The organism is Jatrophihabitans sp. (assembly GCF_035474675.1).
Taxonomy (GTDB): domain Bacteria; phylum Actinomycetota; class Actinomycetes; order Mycobacteriales; family Jatrophihabitantaceae; genus Jatrophihabitans_A.
This window is the reverse complement of record NZ_DATINC010000051.1, coordinates 13838-35753: the sequence shown is the minus strand read 5'-3', so window position 1 is coordinate 35753 and position 21916 is coordinate 13838. Positions and strand designations below refer to the sequence as shown.

The 21916-nt window shown below is 69.9% G+C and carries 21 protein-coding genes; 13 read left to right on the top strand and 8 right to left on the bottom strand.

The window, feature by feature from the left end; all coding sequences use genetic code 11:
• Positions 1 to 15: 15 nt before the first annotated feature.
• From VLJ82_RS05875 to VLJ82_RS05855, 5 genes are all read left to right on the top strand, one after another.
• Positions 16 to 1230, top strand: a complete 1215-nt coding sequence (locus tag VLJ82_RS05875; protein ID WP_408662393.1) for a PucR family transcriptional regulator — start codon at positions 16 to 18, stop codon at positions 1228 to 1230.
• A gap of 148 nt (positions 1231 to 1378) precedes the next feature.
• The gene (locus tag VLJ82_RS05870) at positions 1379 to 2485 is read left to right on the top strand and encodes an ACP S-malonyltransferase (RefSeq protein ID WP_408662392.1); all 1107 of its coding nucleotides are present in this window, start codon (positions 1379 to 1381) and stop codon (positions 2483 to 2485) included.
• Positions 2485 to 3453 (top strand): beta-ketoacyl-ACP synthase III, encoded by a 969-nt coding sequence (locus VLJ82_RS05865; protein ID WP_408662391.1) that lies wholly within the window; start codon positions 2485 to 2487, stop codon positions 3451 to 3453. The genes VLJ82_RS05870 and VLJ82_RS05865 overlap by 1 nt, the downstream gene beginning before the upstream one ends.
• A 153-nt stretch (positions 3454 to 3606) precedes the next feature.
• The gene (locus VLJ82_RS05860) at positions 3607 to 3852 is read left to right on the top strand and encodes an acyl carrier protein (protein WP_408662390.1); all 246 of its coding nucleotides are present in this window, start codon (positions 3607 to 3609) and stop codon (positions 3850 to 3852) included.
• Between the two features lie 94 nt (positions 3853 to 3946).
• A complete protein-coding gene (locus VLJ82_RS05855) occupies positions 3947 to 5200 on the top strand; it encodes a beta-ketoacyl-[acyl-carrier-protein] synthase family protein (protein WP_408662389.1) in 1254 nt (417 codons plus the stop codon).
• 47 nt (positions 5201 to 5247) lie between these two features.
• On the opposite strand, the gene VLJ82_RS05850 is transcribed toward VLJ82_RS05855, so the two are convergent.
• Together VLJ82_RS05850 and VLJ82_RS05845 are read right to left on the bottom strand one after the other, a co-directional pair.
• Complete coding sequence (locus VLJ82_RS05850; protein ID WP_408662388.1) at positions 5248 to 5745, bottom strand: DUF3145 domain-containing protein; 498 nt, start codon at positions 5743 to 5745, stop codon at positions 5248 to 5250.
• A 228-nt stretch (positions 5746 to 5973) separates the two neighbouring features.
• Positions 5974 to 6213 (bottom strand): DUF5302 domain-containing protein, encoded by a 240-nt coding sequence (locus VLJ82_RS05845; RefSeq protein ID WP_408662387.1) that lies wholly within the window; start codon positions 6211 to 6213, stop codon positions 5974 to 5976.
• Positions 6214 to 6357: 144 nt separating this feature from the next.
• Here VLJ82_RS05845 and VLJ82_RS05840 point away from each other — a divergent pair, with 144 nt between their 5' ends.
• Both VLJ82_RS05840 and VLJ82_RS05835 read left to right on the top strand, forming a co-directional pair.
• Positions 6358 to 7536: a thiolase family protein gene (locus tag VLJ82_RS05840; RefSeq protein WP_408662386.1), complete on the top strand. Its 1179-nt coding sequence runs from the start codon at positions 6358 to 6360 to the stop codon at positions 7534 to 7536.
• A gap of 88 nt (positions 7537 to 7624) precedes the next feature.
• Entirely contained in the window at positions 7625 to 9859 is a 2235-nt protein-coding gene (locus tag VLJ82_RS05835; protein ID WP_408662385.1) for a putative bifunctional diguanylate cyclase/phosphodiesterase, read from the top strand.
• A 166-nt stretch (positions 9860 to 10025) separates the two neighbouring features.
• On the opposite strand, the gene VLJ82_RS05830 is transcribed toward VLJ82_RS05835, so the two are convergent.
• Positions 10026 to 11459 carry a CHAP domain-containing protein gene (locus VLJ82_RS05830; protein WP_408662384.1) on the bottom strand — a complete coding sequence of 478 codons (1434 nt, stop codon included), beginning with the start codon at positions 11457 to 11459 and terminating at the stop codon, positions 10026 to 10028.
• A 166-nt stretch (positions 11460 to 11625) separates the two neighbouring features.
• Here VLJ82_RS05830 and VLJ82_RS05825 point away from each other — a divergent pair, with 166 nt between their 5' ends.
• The gene (locus tag VLJ82_RS05825) at positions 11626 to 12378 is read left to right on the top strand and encodes an ArsR/SmtB family transcription factor (protein ID WP_408662383.1); all 753 of its coding nucleotides are present in this window, start codon (positions 11626 to 11628) and stop codon (positions 12376 to 12378) included.
• Positions 12379 to 12384: 6 nt separating this feature from the next.
• Here VLJ82_RS05825 and VLJ82_RS05820 read toward each other — a convergent pair whose 3' ends face one another.
• Genes VLJ82_RS05820 through VLJ82_RS05810 form a run of 3 tightly spaced genes read right to left on the bottom strand, consistent with a single transcriptional unit; the run spans position 12385 to position 15490 of the window.
• The gene (locus VLJ82_RS05820; protein WP_408662382.1) at positions 12385 to 13635 is read right to left on the bottom strand and encodes an ATP-grasp domain-containing protein; all 1251 of its coding nucleotides are present in this window, start codon (positions 13633 to 13635) and stop codon (positions 12385 to 12387) included.
• A gap of 47 nt (positions 13636 to 13682) precedes the next feature.
• Positions 13683 to 14423 carry an esterase family protein gene (locus VLJ82_RS05815; protein ID WP_408662381.1) on the bottom strand — a complete coding sequence of 247 codons (741 nt, stop codon included), beginning with the start codon at positions 14421 to 14423 and terminating at the stop codon, positions 13683 to 13685.
• A complete protein-coding gene (locus tag VLJ82_RS05810) occupies positions 14420 to 15490 on the bottom strand; it encodes an alpha/beta hydrolase (protein WP_408662403.1) in 1071 nt (356 codons plus the stop codon). Before VLJ82_RS05810 ends, VLJ82_RS05815 begins: the two co-directional genes overlap by 4 nt.
• A 162-nt stretch (positions 15491 to 15652) precedes the next feature.
• Between VLJ82_RS05810 and VLJ82_RS05805 the strand changes: the two genes are divergently transcribed.
• The 4 genes from VLJ82_RS05805 (at position 15653) to VLJ82_RS05790 (ending at position 19842) form a co-directional block, all read left to right on the top strand.
• Positions 15653 to 17131, top strand: a complete 1479-nt coding sequence (locus VLJ82_RS05805; RefSeq protein WP_408662380.1) for a glutamate-cysteine ligase family protein — start codon at positions 15653 to 15655, stop codon at positions 17129 to 17131.
• Positions 17132 to 17332: 201 nt separating this feature from the next.
• Positions 17333 to 19012 (top strand): sodium:solute symporter family protein, encoded by a 1680-nt coding sequence (locus VLJ82_RS05800; RefSeq protein WP_408662379.1) that lies wholly within the window; start codon positions 17333 to 17335, stop codon positions 19010 to 19012.
• 72 nt (positions 19013 to 19084) lie between these two features.
• A complete protein-coding gene (locus VLJ82_RS05795; RefSeq protein WP_408662378.1) occupies positions 19085 to 19360 on the top strand; it encodes a hypothetical protein in 276 nt (91 codons plus the stop codon).
• Positions 19357 to 19842 (top strand): universal stress protein, encoded by a 486-nt coding sequence (locus VLJ82_RS05790; protein WP_408662377.1) that lies wholly within the window; start codon positions 19357 to 19359, stop codon positions 19840 to 19842. Before VLJ82_RS05795 ends, VLJ82_RS05790 begins: the two co-directional genes overlap by 4 nt.
• A gap of 54 nt (positions 19843 to 19896) precedes the next feature.
• On the opposite strand, the gene VLJ82_RS05785 is transcribed toward VLJ82_RS05790, so the two are convergent.
• Positions 19897 to 20100 carry a DUF7455 domain-containing protein gene (locus tag VLJ82_RS05785; protein WP_408662376.1) on the bottom strand — a complete coding sequence of 68 codons (204 nt, stop codon included), beginning with the start codon at positions 20098 to 20100 and terminating at the stop codon, positions 19897 to 19899.
• An 86-nt stretch (positions 20101 to 20186) separates the two neighbouring features.
• The gene (locus tag VLJ82_RS05780) at positions 20187 to 21245 is read right to left on the bottom strand and encodes an NADP-dependent oxidoreductase (protein WP_408662375.1); all 1059 of its coding nucleotides are present in this window, start codon (positions 21243 to 21245) and stop codon (positions 20187 to 20189) included.
• 225 nt (positions 21246 to 21470) lie between these two features.
• Here VLJ82_RS05780 and VLJ82_RS05775 point away from each other — a divergent pair, with 225 nt between their 5' ends.
• Positions 21471 to 21890, top strand: a complete 420-nt coding sequence (locus VLJ82_RS05775; RefSeq protein ID WP_408662374.1) for a hypothetical protein — start codon at positions 21471 to 21473, stop codon at positions 21888 to 21890.
• The last annotated feature ends 26 nt before the right edge of the window (positions 21891 to 21916 follow it).

The following is a 21916-nucleotide window of genomic DNA, read 5'->3' as shown; positions in this document are numbered from 1 at the left end:
ACTAGGCTCGGCGGCGTGGAGGGCGCCCTGACCGAGGAGACGATCAGCCGGATCGAGCAGTCCTCCGGAATGCTGGCCACCCGCAGCCTGGCCCGGATGGACGAGCAGCTGGCCTGGTTCCGCCGGCTGCCCGCCGACCAGCGGTCCTGGGTCACGCTGGTGGCCCAGGCCGGCATCGCCTCGTTCGTCGAATGGCTCCGCTCTCCCGATCAGGCGGTGCGGCTCACCGGTGAGGTGTTCAGCACCGCGCCCCGCGAGCTGGCTCGCCGGGTGTCGCTCCAGCAAACCGTCGAGCTGGTGCGACAGACCATCGCCGTGGTCGAGGAGGCCGTGCCGGCGCTGGCCGGCCCCGGTGAGAAGCAGCAGGTGGCCGACGCGATGTTGCGGTTCTCCCGCGAGATCGCCTTCGCCGCTGCCCGGGTCTACGCCGGGGCCGCCGAGACCCGGGGCCGCTGGGACGCCCGGCTGGAAGCGCTGGTCATCGACGGCCTGGTCCGGGGTGTAGGGCCCACCGAGGAGGGCTCCCCGGTCAGCCAGCTCGCGGCGCTCGGCTGGCGGGCCGAGGGAGCGGTGACCACCGTGGTGGGCGCTGCCCGCCGCGACCTGGACCCCACCCAGGCGCTGGACTCGGTGCATCGGACGGCCCGCCGGGCCGGCTTCGACGTGCTGGCCGGGGTGCATGGCGGCCGGCTGGTGGTGGTCCTGGGCGGCATCACCGATCCGATCGAGGCTGCCAAGGCGATCTTGGACGAGTTCGACGACGCGCCGGTCGTGGTGGGTGGCTCGGCGCCCCGGATCGACGGCGCCGCCGACGTCACCGCGACGGCCCTGAGTGGCCTGCGGGCGGTGGCCGGCTGGCCCGGAGCGCCGCGGCCGGTCGCTGCCGATGACCTGCTGCCCGAGCGCACCATCGCCGGTGACCTCGGCGCCCGGCACGAGCTGATCGAGACCGTGTACCAGCCGCTGGTCGAGGCCGGCGACGTGCTGCTGGACACCGTGGTGAGCTACCTCGACGGCGGCCGGGCGCTGGAGACGACCGCGCGGGCGCTGTTCGTGCACACCAACACCGTGCGCTACCGGCTGAGGCGCGCCGCCGAGCTGTGCGGGCACGCGCCGACCGACGCCCGGGGCGCCTTCACCATCCAGCTGGCGCTGGTGCTCGGCCGGCTCAACGGCCAGGGCGCCGGGCGTGCGGCGGGTCCCCCCGGAGCCCAGCCCCCCGTGCAATAGACTGTCCAAGTTGGCGGAATCGCTGCATTGCAACCGCTTACATAGCCATCGTGACTATCCCTTGTTGTAGCTAACCTCCAAAATAGCCGCTGGAACACTGTGCGAGCCGTGCTCGCCGTAATGGCCGCAGACAGGGCACCGTAGAAGTGTGATCGCCGTACTCGCTCCGGGGCAGGGTGCCCAGTCTCCGGGCATGCTCGCGCCCTGGCTGGAACTGGACGGGGTTTCCGAGCAGGTCGCGACGTTCTCCGAGCTCTCCGGCCTGGATCTGGCGCGGCTGGGCACCACAGCGGATGCCGACGAGATCAGGGACTCGGCGGTCACCCAGCCGTTGATCGTCGCCATGGGCCTGATCACCGCGAGTCAGTTGCAGCTGGGCGCGATGAGTGAGGATCGCAGCGAGCGCCAGCGAGCGAGGACCGGAGCGATTGGCAGCACCGCGAGCGAGGATCGCAGCGAGCGCCAGCGAGCGAGGACCGGAGCGATTGGCACCACCGTGACTGAGGATGTCGTGCTGGCCGGCCACAGCGTCGGCGAGGTCACCGCGTCCGCGATCGCCGGCGTCCTGACGCCAGAACAGGCCATCTCGTTCTCGGCTCGGCGCGGCTCGGAGATGGCCGCGGCCTGCGCCGCGGTCCCCACCTCGATGGTCGCCCTCCTCGGGGGCGACCCCGAGGAGGTGGTGGCCGCCATTCAGAACGCCGGCCTGACGCCCGCCAACCGGAACGGGGCCGGACAGATCGTCGCGGCCGGCTCGCTCGAGGCGATCGCCGCTCTCACCGCCAACCCGCCGGCCGGGACCCGGATCCGGCCGCTGCGGGTCGCCGGGGCCTTCCACACCAGCTACATGAGCCCAGCCGAGCAGAACCTTCGGACCGTCGCGGCGCAGCTGACACCGGCCGACCCGACCGCGACCCTGCTGTCCAACGCTGACGGAGCCGTGATCAGCGACGGTCCGGCCGTGCTCGACCGGCTGGTCGGGCAGGTCACCCGCCCGGTCCGCTGGGACCTGTGCCTGGACACCCTGCGAGACCTCGGTGTCACCGGCGCCATCGAGCTCGCGCCCGCCGGCGCCCTGACCGGAATCGCCCGCCGGGAATTCACCGGCGTGCGCCTGGTCGCCGTCAAGTCACCGGCGGATCTGGAAGCGGCGAGACACCTGCTCGCCGACTCTGCGGCGCCCGGACCGGACGCGCAGGCAACGCCCTCATCCAGCGGCCAGCCGGTCGCCCAACTCGCTACCGGGATGTCCTGATGACGGTGCACCTCACGAACCCGCCCCGCTCGAGCGGCAGCCGGGTCGCCGGCCTCGGCCACTACCAGCCGCCCACCACCCTGACCAACGACGACCTGGTCGCCATGGGGGTCGACACCAACGACGAGTGGGTCCAGAGCCGGGTCGGCATCGCCGAGCGCCGGTTCGCGATGGACGAGACCATGCTCGACATGGCGGTCGCCGCTGCCAGCAAGGCGATGGCGAACTCCGGGGTATCGCCGACTGACGTCGACCTGGTGATCCTGGCTACCTGCACCGGCAAGCAGCAGGTCCCCGGCGGCGCCGCCGAACTCGCCAGCCGGCTGGGCATCGACTCGCCCGGCGCCTACGACCTCAACGCCGCCTGCGCCGGATTCGTCTATGCGCTCAACGCCGCCTCCAACACGGTGACCTCGGGCCAGGCCCACACGGTGCTGGTGGTCGGTTCGGAGAAGCTGACCGACTACGTCGACCTGATGGACCGGGGCACCGGCATCATCTTCGCCGACGGGGCCGGCGCGGCGGTGGTGACGGCCAGCGACTCGGTCGGGATCGGCCCGGTGGTCTGGGGCTCCGACGGCGACAGCGCCGGCGCGATCACCACCGACGCCGAAACGGCCACCCTGCGCCAGGAGGGCCAGTCGGTCTTCCGGTGGGCGACCTCGAAGATGGGCGACGTCGCGCTGCAGGCCTGCGCCGCCGCCGGGCTGGAGCCCTCGCAGCTGGCCGGGTTCGTGCCGCACCAGGCCAACCTGCGGATCATCGACCTGATCGCCAAGAAGCTCAACGCCCCGAACGTGGTGGTCGCCCGCGACATCATCACCTCCGGCAACACCTCCTCGGCCTCGATCCCGATCGCCCTGTCGAAGATGCTCGAGCGCGGCGAGATCGCCAGTGGCGCGCCCGTCCTGCTGGTCGGCTTCGGCGCCGGGCTGACCTACGCGGGCCAGGTCATCCTGGCGCCCTAGGACCTCGGTCCAGCCGGGGCCCGAGAGGCCGCACGGCCCGCAGAGCAACCACGGCCCAGCCGTGGCGTGTACACCCGAACGTCGCCCTTCCCAGCCGGGACCGGCGATTCACCGAAGAAGGCATGCCCTTCGAGGCAGAGAGGTAGAGCACCTATGGCAACGAACGAAGAGATCCTGGCCGGCATGGCGGAGATCCTGAACGAGGTCGCCGATGTCGCCCCCGAGGACGTGACCGTCGAGAAGTCCTTCACCGATGACCTGGATGTCGACTCGCTGTCCATGGTCGAGGTCGCGATGGCCGCTGAGGAGAAGTTCGGCGTCAAGATCCCCGACGAGGAGCTGCCCAAGCTCAAGACCGTCGGCGACGCCGTCAGCTACATCAGCGCCAACCCCAGCTGACCCGGCCGCGCCGGTCCCACGGCGGCGTGCTCAGCTCGACGCCGCCGGTTACCCGATCCGCCCAGCCTCCCGTACCGAGAACAGAGGACCAACGATGACCGAGACCGCTGTGAATACCAGCGACCCGGTGGTGGTGACCGGACTCGGCGCGACCACTCCGCTCGGGGGCGACGTCGCCTCGTACTGGAACGCGCTGCTGGCCGGGACGTCCGGCGTCGTGGCGCTGCCCTTCGACTGGGCCGAGACGATCGCGGTCCGGATCGGGGCGCCGATGGCCGTCGATCCCGCCCAGATCCTGCCCCGGGTGCAGGCCCGCCGGCTCGACCGTGCCGAGCAGGCGGCCCTGGTGGCCTCCGCGCAGGCCTGGGCGGACGCCGGCTTCACCGGCACCTCGGAGGAGAACGGCCTTGACCCGTCCCGGGTCGCGGTCGCCATCGGCACCGGCATCGGCGGCGTGACCAGCCTGATCCACCAGCACGACATCCTGCTGGAGAAGGGGCCGGGCAGGGTCTCGCCGCTGATGATCCCGATGAACATGCCGAACGGGCCGGCGGCCTACGTCGGGCTTCAGGTGGGCGCCCGGGCCGGTGTGTACACCCCGGTCAGCGCCTGCGCGTCCGGGGCCGAGGCCATCGCCTACGGCCTGGACCTGCTGCAGCTGGACCGGGCGGATCTGGTGGTGGTCGGCGGCACCGAGGCGTGCATCCACCCGCTGACCATCTCCGGCTTCGCCCAGATGCGGGCGATGTCCACCCGCAACGCCGAGCCGGAGCGGGCGTCCCGGCCCTATGACAAGAACCGGGACGGCTTCGTGCTCGGCGAGGGCGCCGGGGTGCTGGTGCTCGAGCGGCTGTCCTCGGCCCGGGCCCGCGGCCGCCAGCCGTACGCGGTGCTGGGCGGGGCCGGCATCACCGCCGACTCCTACGACATCGTCCAGCCCGACCCGGAGGGCAGCGGCCAGGTGCGGGCGGCCCGCTCCGCGATCCGCCGTTCCGGGCTGGCCACCTCCGACGTGGTGCACGTCAATGCGCACGCCACCTCGACGCCGGCCGGCGACATGGCCGAGGCTCGCTGGATCTCCAGCCTGCTCGGCGAGCAGACGGTGGTCACCGGCACCAAGTCGATGACCGGCCACCTGCTCGGCGCGTCCGGGGCGATCGAGGCGATCGCCACCGTGCTGAGCGTGGCCAATGACGTGGTGCCGCCGACCATCAACCTGGACGACCCGGAGGACGACCTGGCCGTCGACGTCCCCACCAAGGCTCGGGAGATGACGGTGACCGCGGCGCTGAACGACTCGTTCGGCTTCGGCGGGCACAACACCTCGCTGCTGTTCCACAAGGTCTGAGGCCGGGCGTCGGCCATGGCCGGCGCCCAATCGGCCCGAAGGTGTGCTCAGACCACCTTGTGCATCAGGATGACCGGCGAGCCGTCCCCGGCGGTCCGGTAGGGCTCCAGCTCGGCGTCCCAGGAGGTGCCGAGGATCTCGTGCAGGCCGTGGGCGAACTCGTCGGCGGAGGTGGCCCGGCTGAGCAGCCCGCGCAGCCGCTCCTCACTGACCAGGATGTCGCCGTTGGCCGACACCGTGCTGCGGTGGAAGCCCCGGCCCGGAACGTAGGCCAGCCGCTCGCCGTCGGTGGTGCCGGTGCCCTGCTCGGTCACCTCGAACCGCAGCATCGGCCAGGCGCGCAGCGATGCCGACAGCCGTGCCGCCATGCCGACCGGGCCGACCCAGGTGGCCTCGGCACGGAGCTGGCCGGCAGCGGCGGGCTGGGCGCTCCACTGCAGCTTGCAGGGTCGGCCGAGTACGCCGGCCAGTGCCCATTCGACATGGGGACCGATGGCCGGCGGGCAGCAGTGGATGAACACCACACCCCGCGTGGCTGGTGCCACGTGAGTAGCAGACATCGCGCACCTCCGCACCTTCGACTCGACGGCAACGTCTTCCCCAAGCGCAGCCATCACGAAGTAAAGCGGTGGTACGTACGTGGTTATTGTGACCCATGATGCCATGCCGGCGCCAGCCGGGTGGCAAAACAAATTTCGAACGCCCTATCGGGTCGGACGAGTGCCCCACAGAGCCGGGCCAGCACCCCTCGCGGGCCCGGGCCGGCGCGGCGGTCAGCCGCTCTTGCGGCGGAACTGGCGCTTGCCGCCGGCCCGGGTGTGCACGTCGGAGATCTTGCCGCCGTTCGGTCCGGTGCCACCGACCCCGTCGGCATGCCGGCCCTTCTTGCGCTCCAGCGCGTCGCGGAACCGGGCTTTGACGTCGTCGCCCGCCGGCTCTGCGCCCGCGCCGCCGGCCGGTGCCCCCGGATCGACGGTGCTCGGGTCCGGGGAAGGGATGTCTGCGGCTGGCATATGCCCAGCCTGGCACGGCCCGTGGCCGACTTCAAACACCCGCGCCGGAATGCCCACCGACCCGTAGGACCGCGACGGCGGACGTGACCGGGCGGACAGCCTTCAGGCCCCGGCGCCGGCCGCAAGGTCAGGCAAAATGGAGGCATGAGCGATGTCTACGTCCTCGACGCGGTCCGTACCCCGATCGGGCGCTACAACGGCGCGCTGGCCGGCGTCCGGCCGGACGACCTGGCCGCGCATGTGGTCCGGTCGCTGGTCGAGCGCTCGCCCGAACTGGATCCGGCCCGGCTCGACGACGTGTTCTTCGGCGACGCCAACGGCGCCGGTGAGGACAACCGCGACGTCGCCCGGATGGCCGCGCTGCTGGCGGGCCTGCCCACCTCGGTGCCGGGCGTCACCCTGAACCGGCTGTGCGGCTCGGGCATGGAGGCGGTGATCGCGGCGAACCGGGCGGTCGCGGTGGGTGACGCGTCGCTGGCCGTCGCCGGCGGCGTGGAGTCGATGACCCGGGCGCCCTGGGTGCTGCTCAAGCCGGCCAAGGGCTTTCCGGCCGCGGCCGAGACGCTGCATTCCACCACGCTCGGCTGGCGGATGGTCAACCCGGCGATGCCCGGCGACTGGACCCGCTCGCTCGGCGAGTGCACCGAGCTGCTGGCCGAGAAGTACGGCATCACCCGGCAGGCGCAGGACGAGTACGCCCTCGCCAGCCACCAGAAGGCGGCGGCTGCCTGGGACGGCGGGGTCTACGACGCCGAGGTGGTGCGCTACCCCGGCGTCGACCTCGGCCGGGACGAGAGCATCCGGCCGGACACCTCGATGCAGGCGCTGGCCAAGCTGGCCCCGGCGTTCCGGCCCGACGGCACCGTGACCGCCGGCAACTCCAGCCCGCTCAACGACGGCGCCGCCGCCCTGCTCATCGGGGACTCCGCCGGCGCCCGGGCCGCCGGGCGGGAGCCGCTGGCCCGGATCGTGTCCCGGGGGGTGGCCGCCGTCGAGCCGCAGTTCTTCGGGATCGGGCCGGTGGAGGCCGCCCGCACGGCGCTGCGCCGGGCCGGCATCGGGTGGGACCAGCTGGCCATGGTCGAGCTGAACGAGGCGTTCGCCGCCCAGGCCCTGGCGTGCCTGGCCGACTGGCCCGAGCTGGACCCGGCGAAAGTCAACGTGCACGGCGGGGCGGTCGCGCTCGGGCATCCGCTGGGCTGCTCCGGAGCCCGGGTGGTCGCGCACCTGGCCCACCAGTTGCGGGCCCGGGGCGGCGGTTACGGCCTGGCCGCGATCTGCATCGGGGTCGGCCAGGGCCTGGCGGTCGTCCTGCAGGCATGAACCGGAACTCCTACCGCGATCCGGTGGGCGACACCGGTACATCCGGTAACCGCTGGTTTGACTGTGCAGTATGTGTAAAACTGCCATGATGGTCTCGCCATTGCCGCTGATCGGTACCTTGCGCCGATCGTGGCTGGAGCGACTGCTCGACGTGGTGCGCGAATTGGGCACCATCGGCGACATCGACCAGACCCTGCGCCGGATCACCGAAGCCACCGTGGAATTCCTGGAATTCGGCGCCGCCGCGATCAATGTGGTGGAGCCGGACGGCGAGGTCGTGGTCCGTGCGGTGGCCGGTCCGCCCGACATCGGACAGTTGCTGGGCCGCAGCAGTTCGCTGCCGCACTGGCAGGACCTGCTGGACGCGGCCGAGCCGTGGGGATCGCTGCGCTTCTACAGCCACCAGCAGGACCGCGAGCTGATCGGGCGGATCGCGACCTGGACGGCCGACGCTCCCCCGGCCGCGGTGTCGGCTGTCCGGCCGGGCAGCTGGCACCTCGAGGACAGCCTGTTCGCGCCGCTGTACGGCCCGGACGGCACGCTGCTCGGCGTGCTGAGCGTGGACCAGCCGGCCAGCGGCGAGCTGCCCAACGGCGAGCAGCGCACCGTACTAGAACTGTTCGCCAACCAGGCCGCGGTGGCGATCACCGAGACCCGGGCCCGCGACCATGCCGAGGCCCGCCGCTGGGAGGCCGAGCACCGCTGGCAGGTCACCTTCGAGCGCAGCCCGATCGGCGCGGCCATCGTCAGCCCGGACGGCGAGCTGCTACAGGTCAACGACTCGCTGGTGGACATGCTCGGCTACCCCCGCGAGCAGTTGCTCAAGCACCGGCTGTCCCAGCTGACCCATCCCGAGGACATCGAGGTGGGCACCGCCTTGTTCCAGGATCTGCTGGACGGCGTGCGGGACAGCTACGAGAGTCAGAAGCGGCTGGTGCACGCCGACGGGCACTTGGTGTTCGGGCTGATCCACGTCGGCGTGATCCGCAACGCGGCGGGCGGCATCCAGAGCATCGTCGTCCAGATCAACGACGTGACCCAGCGCAAGCAGGCCGAAGACCGGCTGGCCCACCGGGCGATGCACGACCCGCTGACCGAGCTGCCGAACCGAACGCTGCTGGAGGAGCTGCTGGCCAGCTCGCTGGCCGGCGGCCGGCCGACCGGGGTGCTGTACTGCGACCTGGACCGCTTCAAGATCGTCAATGACAGCCTCGGCCACGAGGCGGGCGACGAGTTGCTGCTGGTGCTCTCGCACCGGCTGCGCGACGCGTTGCCGGCCGGGGTGAGCCTGGGCCGGGTCGGCGGCGACGAGTTCGTGGTGCTGGCGCCGGGTGAGGACGACCCGCGGCGGCTGCACGCCCTCGCCCAGCGGTTGACCGAGGTTCTGGAACAGCCGCTGGTGGTGCGCGGCCACCTGCACATCGCCAGCCTGAGCATCGGGATCACCGTCGGCGGCCCCGGCCACGACCATCCCGACGAGGTGCTGCGCGAGGCGGACCTCGCCCTGTTGCGGGCCAAGCGCCGGGGCCGGGCCCGGATCGAGATGTACGACCCGACCCAGGACAAGCCGGTCACCGTGCACGAGCTGGAGCTGGAGCACTCGCTGCGCAGCGCGCTGGCCGCCGACCGCGGGCTGGTGCCCTACTTCCAGCCGATCATCAGGCTGGACGACGACGAGACCGTCGGCTACGAGGCGCTGGTGCGCTGGCAGCATCCCGAGCAGGGCCTGCTCGATCCGGAGGACTTCCTGCCGATGGCCGAGCAGACCGGGCTGATCGTGCCGCTCGGGTGGTGGATGCTGGCAGCCTGCTGCCGGGCCGCCACCGACCCGCGGCTGACCGGCGGCAGCGCCCGGTGGCTGGCGGTGAACGCCTCCGGCAGCCAGCTGGGCCGCGGCCAGCTGGTGCCGGAGATCCGGCGCGGGCTGGCGGCGAGCGGGCTGACCCCGGACCAGCTGCACCTGGAGATCACCGAGAGCGCCCTGGTGGAGGCCTCGCCCGCCGCTCTCAAGGAGGTGCACGAGGTGGCCGAGCTCGGCGTCCGGATCGCCCTGGACGACTTCGGCACCGGCTACTCCTCGCTGTCGCTGCTGCGCGACCTGCCGGTCTCCACGGTCAAGATCGACCGCAGCTTCGTGGCGCCGATCGCTGTCGACCGCAGCGCGCGGGCTATCGTGCGCAGCCTCATCGGGCTGTGCCAGGAGCTCGGGATCAAGACCGTCGCCGAAGGCATCGAGACCCAGGAGCAGCTGACCTCGGTCCGGACGTTGGGTTGCTGCCACGGTCAGGGCTACCTGCTCGGCCGCCCGCTCCCCCTGCAGTAGCAACTGTCCCGTCTACCCGGCGTTACTAATACCTGCACTGACACACCGGCCTCTGAAAGTTGCAGTTGGACCGCCGTGAGCCTGTCCGTTCAGATCAATCTTGCAATTTCGTTGCCGGCGCAAGGCTGAGTGGTAGAGGTGCGTTCTTCAGTCACACGACCGATGGCTACGCCACCTGGAGCGTAAACACCTCGTAGTTGCCGCCAACCTGGACAGCTGATGCACCTCCGTCCGACGACAGCAGACCGGTCTGCGTCACTGAATAAGGCGTCCAGCCGTTGCTTTCCAGCACGAACTGGCGAAGGGCACCGTCGGTCCCGACGCCGAAGACTGTCGGACCGCTGGCGCTCCAGATCACACTCGGCGACCCATCCAGGGTCACGTCCGCCCGGATCGGATACCAGTTCCAAGCTCCGTTCATATATTCGACCTGCAAGAGATTCTTGTTCTTGTCGACGGCGAAGACCTCAAAGGTGCCGCCAACCAGCACAGCCGATGCTCCGCCAGCCGTCGACAGCAAGCCGGTCTGCGTGATCAAGTAAGGCATCCATGTGCCACCGCTCAGCGTGAACTGCCGTAGCGCGCCGTCCGTGCCGGCGGCAAACACAGTCGGGCCACCCGACCCCCAGAGCACGCTCGGAGCGCCGCTGATCGTCACGTCCGGCCGAATCGGATACCAGTTCCAACCCATGCTCGGCGTGTATTCAACCTGTATGAGGTGAGAACTCGCATCGACAGCGAAAACTTCGATGTTGCTTCCAACCTGGACTGCAGAGACACCGCCGGAAGGCGATAGCAGTCCAGTTCTAGTTATGAGGTAGGGAATCCATCCTCCAGCGTTCAGCGTGAACTGGCGAAGAGCGCCATCGGTCCCGACTCCGAAGGCCATTGGTGTCCCGCTGGGCCAAATGATGCTAGGAGCACCGACAAGTCTGGCGTCAGGGCGAATTGGATACCAATTCCAGGTGCTGCCTCCGGACAGGTGCTCAACTTGCAGTAGCGACCCGTCAACCACCCCCGGCGCCGTTCCGCCACCGGGGGTGGTCGGCTGATCCAGAATGTGCAGGAACCCGTCTGGCCAGGCGGATTGCCCACGGGTGAGAACTCGTCGTCGGCTGCCTGTGTTCCAGATGGACTCTGTCGTGTAGATGGTGTCGCCACTGACCTGCTCGACATAACCGATGTGGCCCGGGTCTGAAGGCGAGCCGGTCCACCACCATGCAATCGAGCCGACAGAGGGGGTGCCGTTGGCCGCGGATGCCCCGAACTGCGACTGGACACGTGCCTTCCACGTCGCCGCATCGCCGCTGCCGCTCAGCTGGGAAGCGCCGTTATTGGCAAGTCGAAAGGCAGCGTAATTGGTGCAATTCCCAATGGGGTTGGTGTCCTGCCCCCAGGTGGAGACTTCTGGGTTGAATCCGGTGCCGGATACGCAACTGTTGTCGCTCGCGTCGCATCCAAATGGGCTTGGCGTCCACGACCATTGCACTGAGGCCGATGCTGGCCTTGCGCCGGCAGACACGAGCAGCATCGTGCCCAGCAGAGTTGTAACCGTCCCCGCTACCAGGCGGACGAAGCCGCGTACACGGGTGGTGAACAACCATCGCAGCATGCCGCAATATTCTTTGTCAAAGCCTCTAAAGGGGCAATAGCCGATTTGTCACCGGCACGGCCACTCTCAGGCCGAGCCGTCGCCCACCGATGAGTCCCGTAGTCTCGAGGTCGAGCCTTGACATGTGACCATTTGGTCACCTATCTTCGACGACGTGGACGAGGTATTCCGGGCCCTGGCAGACCCGACCCGGCGCAGCCTGCTGGACGAGCTGTTCCGCGAGGACGGGCAGAGCCTGAACGCGCTGGTGGCCCGCTTCGAACTGACCAGGTTCGGCGTGATGAAGCACCTCAAGCTGCTGGAAGAAGCCGGCCTGGTGGTGACCCGGCGGCGCGGCCGGGAGAAGCTGCACTTCCTCAACCCCGTCCCCATCCGGCTGGTCCATGACCGGTGGGTCAGCAAGTACGCCGAACCGTGGGCAGCGGCCCTGAGCGAGCTCAAGCAACGATTGGAGACCACGATGGAGAAGGTGTTCGAGATCTACATCCGCACCACGCCGGAACGGCTCTGGGAGGCGATCACCGACTCCGAGATCCGCAGCAAGTACACCTTCGGCGTCGGCATCGACTGCGACTGGCAGGTCGGTTCGCGGTTCACCCAGACCAGCCCGAAGGCCGATGCCCCGATCGGCGAGGGCGAGATCCTCGAGATCGACCCGCCGCGCCGGCTGGTGCAGAGCGCCCGGATGCTGTGGAGCCCCGAGGTCGCCGCCGAGGGCACCACCCGCATCACCTGGGAGATCGAGCAGGTCGGCGACTCCTGCCGGCTGCTGGTGACCCACGACCAGCTACGCGAGGACGCTAACGACCAGCTCTACGGCGGCTGGCCGATGATCCTGTCCGGCCTCAAGACCTGGCTGGAGACCGGCGAGCTGCTCACCACGCCCGGCTCGCTGATGTACGCCTAGTCAGCCTCAGGCCGCGGACTGCTGGTCATGCACCCAGGCCCCCAGCAGCCCGCGGTAGTGGGCGATGAAGTGGTCGTGCTCGTGCGAGGGGAACGTCGAGCGGACGGTGTCGACGAGCAACTGGTCGAAGTCCGGGCCCGCCACCCACTCCAGCACCACCTCGTCGAGGTTGGCCAGCCGGCTGGCGCAGAACTCCTGGTAGCGCTCGACGTCGAAGTAGCTGTCGGCGAGCTGGCGGTAGGCGGCCAGCTTCTCCTCATACGACAGCTCCTGCCGGTCGGCGATGTCGAAGTAGCGCCGGGTGTCCAGGTCGTAGCGGGGCTTGCGCCCGGTCACGGTGGAGAACACCGACCACTTCACCAGCGCGGTCATCGCCCACGGGAAGTAGTAGTGCAGGCTGGTCAGCGCTACGTCCGGGCAGGCGTTGGCGTAGTCGATCGGATAGACGTCATCGCCCTTGATCAGCGTCTCGCAGGAGTTGAACTCCCAGCGGAAGAAGGCGTTGACCAGCCGGCCGATGGTGATCACCTCGTCGCCCACGTCGGGTGAGAGGAAGTTGTGGCTGATCGAGTAGCGGGCATGCATCGGCTGGCCGGGGTCGAAGTTCATCACCATGGTCTCGGCGCCGATGGACAAGCTCCGGGCGAAGACGTCGTAGCCGTCGACGGCCTTCTGCAGGTGCATCAGCCGCTGGCCGGACTCGTCGTAGGCCTGGTGCAGTTCCCTGCGGTTGCGGATCTGGCTCACCCCGACCCAGGCGCCGCCGTCGTAGGGCTTCATGAACATCGGGTACCCGATGTTCTCGGCGATCACGTCGAGGTCGAAGGGCTTGTTGTACCGGGCGGCGGTGTAGGCGTACTTGGCGTGGTCCGGCGCGTTCTTGTACGGCACCAGGACGGTCTCGGGAACCTTCAGCCCGAGCCGCATCATCGCGCAGTAGGCCGCGTGCTTCTCCATGCTCTGGAAGGTGAACGGGCTGTTGAGCAGGTAGACGTCGTCCATCAGCGCGGCCTTCTTCAACCACTCGCGGGGCACGTAGTACCAGTACGCGAGCCGGTCGATGACCAGGTCGTAGCGCGGCTTGTAGCGCAGGTTGAACGGTTCGATGGTGACCCGCTCGACGTCGAAGTGGTGCAGGTGCTCGGCATTGGCCCCGGTGCCGACCGAGCCCAGCCGCCGCACGATCGACTCGAACGCGGTCGGCCAGTCCTCCTCGGTACCGAGCAGCAGACCCATCAGGTGCGTCGTCTCAGTCATGCGGCCTCCGTCGTCGAGTTCCGTCAGTTCTGCCAGGTCGAGCTACGTCAACAGAATCGGGGCAGGTGGTGTGCCAGCTGGGCGCGCCAGGAACCCCAGTCGTGCGGCACGTCGTAGCCCCACAGGTCCAGCTCGTGCCGGATGCCCTTGGCGGCCAGCACCTCGGCGAAGGCCTTCGCGCTGGGCAGCGACTGGGTCGGGTGCACCTCCCAGGCACCCTGGCCGACCACCAGCAGGATGCTGAGCCGGCCGCGCAACCAGTCCAGGTGGTCGCCCTCGAGGTTGGCGACGTAGGCCATCGGGTTGTTGAAGTAGGTCTGCATGCCCAGCTCGCCCCAGGACCGCCAGGTCGACGGGTCGTAGTTGCCGGACAGGCACATCGCCAGCGGGAACAGGTCGGCCCGCTTGAGCGCGAAGTTGGCCGCGTGGAAGCCGCCCAGGCTGCAGCCCAGCGTGACGAACTCGCCGACCCCGCCGCTGTCGGCCGACATCCAGGGCACCACCTGGTCCAGCACCCAGGACTCGTAGCCGGCGTGCCGGCGGGCCCGCTCCTCGGTCGGCACGCCGGTGTCGGACCAGGTGTGGCGGTCGGCGCTGTCCACGCAGTAGAACTTGACCCGGCCGGCCTCCACCAGGTCGGCCGCCGCGCCGATCATCCCGTTGTTCTCGAAGTCGTAGGCCTGGCCCTGCTCGGAGGGGAACACCAGCACCGGCCGGCCATAGTGGCCGTAGGCCACCACCCGGCCGCTGAAGGAGTGCCCGGACAACTGCTCCTCGTGCCGCCTCACTGGCTGGTCACCGCCTTCACCAGGTCGACCAGGTGGGGATCGAAGGCATCCCGCCAGGCCGTGTAGTTGTGCACGTCGCGCACCTCGGCCAGCTGCACGTCGTAGGCCAGCCGGTCCAGCGCCGCGGCCATCGCCTGGTTGTTGGCCAGGTTCTCCTCGATCGTGCCGCAGGTCATCCGGACCGGGACCGGCCGCGGGTCGGCCACCGCCTGGGTCACCTCCCGGACGAACCGGCTGACCGGTCCGAACCGGGAGAACCGCCGCTCGTGCGCGTCGAACCGGACGTCGAAGAAGCTGCCGGACTGCAGGAAGAGCCCGTCGAAGGCGTCGGGGAAGAGCCGGTGGGTGTGCAGCATCGCCAGCGCCCCGAGGCTGGCACCGATCCCGATCCGGACGGTGTCGGGCGCCTGCTCGGCCAGCGCCGGCAGCACCTCGCCGGCCAGCGCCCGGGCATAGGCGGGGCTCACCGCGTACCACCGGTTGCGGTCGCCGGGCGCGAGCAGCGCCACCCGCAGCGGCGGCAGCCGGCCCTCGGAGACCAGCGCCCCCGCGAAGGCGGTGAGGCCGGCCAGTGAGGCGTACTCCGGGCCGTCGTTGGCGACCAGCAGCGGCGCCGGCTCGCCGGCGGGCAGCAGCTCCGGCGACCACAGCAGGCCGCGGACGGTGCTGCCGAGCTGCCGGCTGCCGATCGCCAGCTCGGTGACGCTGGCCGGCACGGCCGGCCGGGAGAGCCACTCCGGGCGCCGGTAGCCGGGAAACTCGATCACCGACTTGTCGCCGAACGCTCCGGCCACCCGCTTCGGGTTGGCCGGGTCGGGAATGGTCTCGCGGCCCTCGTTCGGGTGACGCAGCTCCAGCAGGTACTCCATCCGGTCCACCGCGGGCCGCGGCACCCGCAACCGCCACCAGCCGCGCCGGTAGTGGAAGTCGAGCTGGTCACCGGGAATCCGGATGTCCTGGGACAGCCGGACGCCCCGCAGCCGGGCATGCCGGTCCTGCAGCCGCAGCGTGACGCCCACGGCGTCGACCAGCGGCCCGGCGGGGGCGGCGGAGGTGGTAGCAGTCATCACCGGTTGACCCTAGCGGCGCGGCCCGGGCCGCGCTGCAGCACGCCGCAGTTGAGCAGGATGGACTGCACCGCGGCGGAGCCGGATCGGCCATCCTCGACCTGGAGCGGCGAATTCTGCCAAGCTGTTAGCAGAGCGCTCGACGAGCAGGAGGTGCCTGGCATGGGTGACGACGTCAAGAGCATGGAGTTCACCCGGCAGGACCGTCAGAGCTACCGGGAGAAGGTACGCCGCTGCCTCGACGTCTTCGCCAGGATGCTGACCGAGTCGAAGTTCGACTTCGAGCGGCCGATGACCGGCCTGGAGATCGAGTTCAACCTGATCGGCGCCAAGCACGACCCGGCGATGCGCAACGCGGCAGTGCTGCAGGCGATCGCCAACCCCGACTTCCAGACCGAGCTCGGCCAGTTCAACATCGAGATCAACGTCCCGCCGCGCCAGCTGGCCGGCACCACCATGCGGGAGCTGGAGACCGCGCTGCGGGCCAGCCTCAACGACGCCGAGGAACGCTCGCGCAGCCAGGGCACCCACATCGTGATGATCGGCATCCTGCCGACCCTGACCGCCGCCGACCTGACCCACGACGTGCTGAGCGCCAACGCCCGCTACGCGCTGCTCAACCAGCAGATCTTCGCCGCCCGCGGCGAGGACCTGCACATCGCCATCGACGGGCCGGAGCGGCTGTCCACCTATGCCGACTCCATCGCCCCGGAGGCCGCCTGCACCAGCGTCCAGTTCCACCTGCAGGTCAGCCCCCAGGACTACGCCCGCAACTGGAACGCCGCGCAGAGCATCGCCGGGGTGCAGCTGGCCCTCGGCGCCAACTCGCCGTTCCTGTTCGGCAAGGAGCTCTGGCGCGAGACCCGGATCGCGCTGTTCGAGCAGGCCACCGACACCCGTCCGGCGGAGTTGAAGTCGCAGGGCGTGCGGCCCCGGGTGTGGTTCGGCGAGCGCTGGATCAACTCGATCTTCGACCAGTTCGAGGAGAACGTCACCTACTTCCCGGCGCTGCTGCCGATCTGCGAGGACGAGGACCCGGTCCAGGTGCTCGAACGCGGCGACACCCCGCGGCTGCAGGAGCTGCGGATGCACAACGGCACCATCTACCGGTGGAACCGGCCGGTCTATGACGTCTACCGCGGCAAGCCGCACCTGCGGGTGGAGAACCGGGTGCTGCCCGCCGGCCCCACCGTGGTCGACATCCTGGCCAACGGCGCCTTCTACTACGGCCTGCTGCGGATGCTGGCCGAGGAGGACCGGCCGGTCTGGACCCGGATGTCCTTCGCCGCCGCCGAGGACAACTTCTACGCCGGCGCCCGGCACGGCATCAACGCCCACCTGTACTGGCCCGGCCTCGGCGAGGTGCCGGCCACCGAACTGGTGCTGCGCCGGCTGCTGCCGATGGCCTACCAGGGGCTGGACCGCTGGGGGGTGGACCCGGCGGTGCGCGACCGGCTGTTGGGCATCATCGAGCAGCGCTGCACCAGCCACGTCAACGGCGCCGAGTGGCAGGTCCAGACCTTCCACCGGCTCGACGACGAGAAGCGGCCGCTGGACCGCCGGGACTCGCTGCGCGAGATGCTCGGCCGCTACGTCGAGCACATGCACAGCAACGAGCCGGTGCACACCTGGCCGGAGTGAGCCACAGCGCGGCCCGCTTGCAAATGGTGCCGGTCTGAGTAGGTTCGCAGGCAGGCTCAAACCGGCAGCCTCGTTCGGGTGCGCTGACGCTGCGTGCCGCATCGGCCGGTCCGCCGGCCCGTCGAGGGGTTAGCTCGCCTGCCTCGCCCGGATCGAATTTCGGGCAGCGCCGCGGCCGCGCGGCGCCGGAGAGGCGGTCCAGTGCTACGACTCGACGTCAACTTCTTCGACTACACCATCCTGGCGATCTACTTCCTGCTGGTCGTCGGGATCGGGGTGCTGGCCAGGCGTGCGGTCGCCACCAGCGAGGACTTCCTGCTCTCCGGCCGGTCGCTGCCGGCCTGGGTCACCGGGCTGGCGTTCATCTCGGCCAACCTGGGTGCCATCGAGATCCTCGGCATGGCGGCCAACGGCGCCCAGTACGGCATGTCGACGCTGCACTTCTACTGGATCGGCGCCGTGCCGGCGATGGTGTTCCTCGGCGTGGTGATGATGCCGTTCTACTACGGCTCCCGGGTCCGGACGGTGCCGGAGTTCCTGCTGCGCCGGTTCAACCCGGCCACCCACCTGTTCAACGCCGGCAGCTTCGCGGCCGCCGCGGTGCTGACCGCCGGAGTCAACCTGTACGCCCTGGCCCTGGTGATCAACGCCCTGATCGGCTGGCCGATCTGGTTCTCCATCGTCATCTCGGCGCTGTTCGTGCTGGCCTACATCACCCTGGGCGGGCTGTCCGGGGCGATCTACAACGAGGTGCTGCAGTTCTTCGTCATCGTCGCCGGCCTGGTTCCGCTGGTGATCATCGGCCTGAAGGACGTCGGCGGCTACAGCGGGCTGAAGGAGAAGGTCAGCCACACCGCGCTCGGGCCGGACTCCTTCTCCACCTGGTCGGGCACCAACGTCGGGCACTGGACCAACCCGCTGGGCGACTGGATCGGCATCGTCATGGGCCTGGGGTTCGTGCTGTCGTTCGGCTACTGGACCACCAACTTCGCCGAGGTGCAGCGGGCGCTGTCGGCCAAGGATCTGTCGGCCGCCCAGCGCACCCCGCTGATCGGCTCGTTCCCGAAGATCTTCATCCCGGCGCTGACCATCCTGCCCGGGCTGATCGCCCTGGTGCTGATCCCCAACCTCGGCAAGACCGACGACCTGACCTACAACGACGCGATCCCGTTGCTGATGAACCGGTTCCTGCCCAACGGCACCCTCGGGATCGCGCTGGCCGGCCTGCTGGCCGCCTTCATGGCCGGCATGGCGGCCAACGTCAGCTCGTTCAACACCGTGTTCACCTATGACATCTGGCAGACCTACGTGGTGCGCGGCCGCCGGGACAGCTACTACCTGCGGGTCGGCCGGGTGGTGACCGTGATCGGCATCCTGATCGGCATCGGCACCGCCTTCATCGCCAGCGGCTACAGCAACATCATGAACTACATCCAGCTGCTGTTCTCCTACTTCAACGCACCGCTGTTCGCCACCTTCATCATCGCCATGTTCTGGAAGCGGACCACGCCGTGGGCCGGCTTCTGGGGCCTGGTGGCCGGCACCCTCGGCGCCGGCGTGATGCACTTCGCCGGCTACCACATCGCCTACTTCTACAAGGACCAGGTCTTCGATCCCAGCCACTCGATGATCAACGCGCAGATGCTGAACTTCTACGGCGCCATCACGGCTTTCGTCGCCGACCTGGTGGTCACGGTCGCGGTCACCTTGGTCACCCGGCCGAAACCGGTCAGCGAGCTGGCCGGCCTGGTATGGGGCGTGCACGATCCGAACGCCCCCGACCCGGACCGGGTGCCCAAGCCGGCCTGGTGGGCCTCGCCGAAGCTGCTGGCGGCCGCCTCGATCGGCATCGTCATCGTCCTGTCCATAATCTTCGCCTGAGAGGCAGCCATGTCAGATCCCCATTCCGGTGCGACGTCAGCCTCCCGGGCGAGCAGTGCGTCCGACCCTGACATGCCGCAGTCCGCGGCGTCCAAGCTGTTCGACATCAGGCTGCTGATCGGCGGCCTGTTCACCCTGTACGGGCTGATGCTCACCATCGCCGGCTTCTTCACCTCCGACTCGGCGCGGGAGAAGGCCAGCGGGATCAACATCAACCTGTGGCTGGGCATCGGGATGCTGGTGCTCGGACTGCTGTTCCTGCTGTGGCGCCAGGTCAACCCGCTGCGGATCGAGCCGAATCCGACCGATGAACCCACCGCCGATACCACCCGGCGGGACCTGCCATGACCGGCCCGGCCCCGGTGATCGTGGTCGGCATCGACGGTTCGCAGACCAGCCGGGACGCGGCCCGCTGGGCGTTGAGCCAGGCCGCGCTGACCGGAGCGGAGCTGCGCGCGGTGTCGAGCTGGCGCTGGCCGAACTACCTGACCCGCATTCCGCCCGGCGCGGACCTGGCCGCCGAGACCGGCACGGTACTGGACGAGGTGATCGAGGCCGTGCTGGCCGACAGCCCGGTGGCCGCCGGTTCGGTGACGCTCACCAGGCACGTGGTGGAGGGGCCGGCCGGGCCGGCGTTGCTGACCCAGTCCGACGGCGCCACGCTGCTGGTGGTCGGCGCCCGGGGCCGGGCGGCGTTCCCCGGCATGCTGCTCGGTTCGGTGGCCGAGTACTGCGTCCGGGAGGCCAGCTGCCCGGTGGTCGTGGTGCGCGCGCCGAACCCACCGCTCAGCAGCCCGGCGCCGGACCGGCCCGGCAGCCAGCCGGCCTAGCCGTCAACACGGCCTAGCCGTCAACCGGCCTAGCCGTCAGCCGGGCGGACCCGGCTACCGGGTCGGCCGCTGGTCGCGGACCACCACCGCCTCGCCCGCGCGCAACGCCGCCTCGTTCACGCCGTAGTGGTGCGCGCACCACAGCAGGGTGCCGCCGTTGCGGGTCACGGTGACCACCACGGCACGAGCCGAGCAGCGGTCGCAGCGGTCGGCGGCGGTCAACGGGGATTCGTTCAGGCGGGCGAGAGAGGCGTTCATGTTGTGCTCCTGGGGTGGCGTGACAGCAATTCGGATCGATGCACCGCGGCGGATGGAAACTGTGCTCAACGACGCATCGGCACTCCTCACGCCGGGTCCGACGCCAGCCGGACGACCATCTTGCCGGTGTTGGCACCGCGCAGCATGCCGATGAAGGCCGGCACCGCCTGGTCCAGGCCGGTCACCACCGTCTCGCGCACGACCAGTTGCCCGGAGGTCAGCCACCCGGTGACCGTCTCGCGGAACTCCTGGCGCAGGTGGCCGTGGTCGGTGACCAGGAACCCGCGCAGGGTCAGCCGCTTGCCGATCGCGACCGACAGGTTCGCCGGGCCCACCGGCCGTTCGGTGCTGTTGTAGAACGAGATCGCCCCGCACAGGGCGACCCGGCCGTGCAGGTTCAGGCAGGCCAGCGCCGCTTCCAGGTGCTCGCCGCCGACGTTGTCGAAATACACGTCGATCCCGTCCGGGGCGGCCTGCCGGAGCAGCTGGCGGACCGGCGCGTCGTGGTAGTCGAACGCCGCGTCGAAGCCCAGCTCCTCGGTCAGGAAGCGCAGCTTGGCGGCCGACCCGGCGCTGCCGATCACCCGGGAGGCACCCCGCAACCGGGCGAACTGGCCGACCAGGCTGCCCACCGCGCCGGCCGCGCCGGACACGAACACCGCCTCCCCGGCACGGAAGCCGGCCACCTCGAACAGCCCGGCGTAGGCGGTCAGCCCGGGCATGCCCAGCACCCCCAGGTAGCTCGAGGACGACAGCCCCGCCACCGGTTCGACCCGCTCGGCCTGCCGATCCGGCACCAGGGCGTAGTCCCGCCAGCCGAACGGGTGCAGTACCAGGCAGCCCACCGGGAGGTCCGGCACCTGCGAGGCGACCACCTCGCCCACCGCCGCCCCCTCGGCCGGCTGGCCGAGCTGCCAGGGCGGCGCGTAGGACGGCAGGTCGTCCATCCGGCCGCGCATATAGGGATCCACCGACATCACCAGGTTGCGCACCAGCACCTGGCCCGGACCGGGATCGGCGACCTCGACCTCGACCAGAAGAAAGTCGGATGCGACCGGCTCACCGCGCGGGCGAGCGGCCAGCCGGATCTCGCGGGACTGGGTAGCCACTGTTCCTGCCTCCTTCACGCGCGAAAGCACCAGCATGCCGCACGCGGACTGGACGGCGCGGTGGGGTGGACAGGAACGAGGTGGTCCGAACCGGCTCCAGCGAGTCTAGGAAGCACCGCGGCCGGACGTTGTCGCGGAATTGCCGGACCGGCCGAAGCGCGTACCGGGCCGTGCAGCAGGGCAATAACGGGAATAGTCGCTCGCTGCGACCGTGGCACGCTGGGGACCGTTCGAAACCTCGTCGACCTCACAGGAGCCGCCGTGTTCTCAGCAGCCAAGATCCGTCGAGCACCGGGCCGGGTAGCCGCCGGTTCGCTGATCCTGCACTCCGGCCGGTTGAAGCTCCAGGGCGACGACGCCTTCGCACAGGGCGTGCACGCCGTGTTCAGCGCGACCTACCCGAGGTTCAAGTCGGTTCCGCCGGCGGTGCTGCTCAAGACCCTGGCGATCGCTGAGATCACGGTCGGCAGCGTGCTGTTGCTGCCGTTGATCGGCGCCCGGTTGGCGGGGCTGTTGCTGACCGGTTACTCCGTCAGCCTGCTGGGCATGTACGTGCGCACTCCCGGCCTGCACGACGAGCGACTGCTGCCGACGCTGGCCGGCACCCCGTTCGCCAAGGACGCCTGGCTGACCGCGATCGGCACCTCGCTGGTGCTCGACAGCGCCACCTCGAAGAAGTAGCGCGCGCGATCCGGTCGGGCGGCTGG

What these genes read in the sequence shown, in the direction of transcription:
- VLJ82_RS05865 (WP_408662391.1), top strand. Translation starts at nt 2,485, where the DNA reads ATGACGGTGCACCTCACGAACCCGCCCCGCTCGAGCGGCAGCCGGGTC.
- VLJ82_RS05860 (WP_408662390.1), top strand. Translation starts at nt 3,607, where the DNA reads ATGGCAACGAACGAAGAGATCCTGGCCGGCATGGCGGAGATCCTGAAC.
- VLJ82_RS05855 (WP_408662389.1), top strand. Translation starts at nt 3,947, where the DNA reads ATGACCGAGACCGCTGTGAATACCAGCGACCCGGTGGTGGTGACCGGA.
- VLJ82_RS05845 (WP_408662387.1), bottom strand. Translation starts at nt 6,213, where the DNA reads ATGCCAGCCGCAGACATCCCTTCCCCGGACCCGAGCACCGTCGATCCG.
- VLJ82_RS05840 (WP_408662386.1), top strand. Translation starts at nt 6,358, where the DNA reads ATGAGCGATGTCTACGTCCTCGACGCGGTCCGTACCCCGATCGGGCGC.
- VLJ82_RS05835 (WP_408662385.1), top strand. Translation starts at nt 7,625, where the DNA reads ATGGTCTCGCCATTGCCGCTGATCGGTACCTTGCGCCGATCGTGGCTG.
- VLJ82_RS05820 (WP_408662382.1), bottom strand. Translation starts at nt 13,635, where the DNA reads ATGACTGAGACGACGCACCTGATGGGTCTGCTGCTCGGTACCGAGGAG.
- VLJ82_RS05810 (WP_408662403.1), bottom strand. Translation starts at nt 15,490, where the DNA reads ATGACTGCTACCACCTCCGCCGCCCCCGCCGGGCCGCTGGTCGACGCC.
- VLJ82_RS05805 (WP_408662380.1), top strand. Translation starts at nt 15,653, where the DNA reads ATGGGTGACGACGTCAAGAGCATGGAGTTCACCCGGCAGGACCGTCAG.
- VLJ82_RS05795 (WP_408662378.1), top strand. Translation starts at nt 19,085, where the DNA reads ATGCCGCAGTCCGCGGCGTCCAAGCTGTTCGACATCAGGCTGCTGATC.
- VLJ82_RS05790 (WP_408662377.1), top strand. Translation starts at nt 19,357, where the DNA reads ATGACCGGCCCGGCCCCGGTGATCGTGGTCGGCATCGACGGTTCGCAG.
- VLJ82_RS05785 (WP_408662376.1), bottom strand. Translation starts at nt 20,100, where the DNA reads ATGAACGCCTCTCTCGCCCGCCTGAACGAATCCCCGTTGACCGCCGCC.
- VLJ82_RS05780 (WP_408662375.1), bottom strand. Translation starts at nt 21,245, where the DNA reads ATGCTGGTGCTTTCGCGCGTGAAGGAGGCAGGAACAGTGGCTACCCAG.